Source organism: Bacillus sp. SIMBA_005 (genome assembly GCF_046535585.1).
GTDB classification, from domain to species: domain Bacteria; phylum Bacillota; class Bacilli; order Bacillales; family Bacillaceae; genus Bacillus; species Bacillus pumilus.
In genome coordinates this window covers 1-232 of sequence record NZ_JAWRWI010001255.1, presented here as the reverse complement: position 1 = coordinate 232, position 232 = coordinate 1, and the positions used below count along the sequence as shown (strand labels likewise).

General features: G+C 64.2%; 1 protein-coding gene. It reads right to left on the bottom strand.

Annotated features, from left to right (window positions below; all coding sequences use genetic code 11):
- Nucleotides 1–232 (bottom strand): ATP-binding cassette domain-containing protein (locus SB660_RS24085; RefSeq protein WP_410585158.1); only part of this gene is annotated, 232 nt, incomplete at both ends.

The window sequence follows — 232 nt, the reverse complement described above, 5'->3', positions numbered from 1 at the left end:
GCACCGTGTGATACGGATTCAGGGAGGCGAACGGATCCTGGAACACCATGCGCACCTGCTGCCGGTAGCCGCGCAGTGCCCGTCCCGATCGCGGAATGGGCGCTCCGTTGAACAGCACGTCGCCCGATGTCTGGCGCTCGAGCTGCGTAATGATCTTTGCGATCGTCGACTTTCCGGATCCGGACTGTCCGACGAGGGCGAGCGTCTGTCCGCTCGCGAGCGAGAAGCTCAC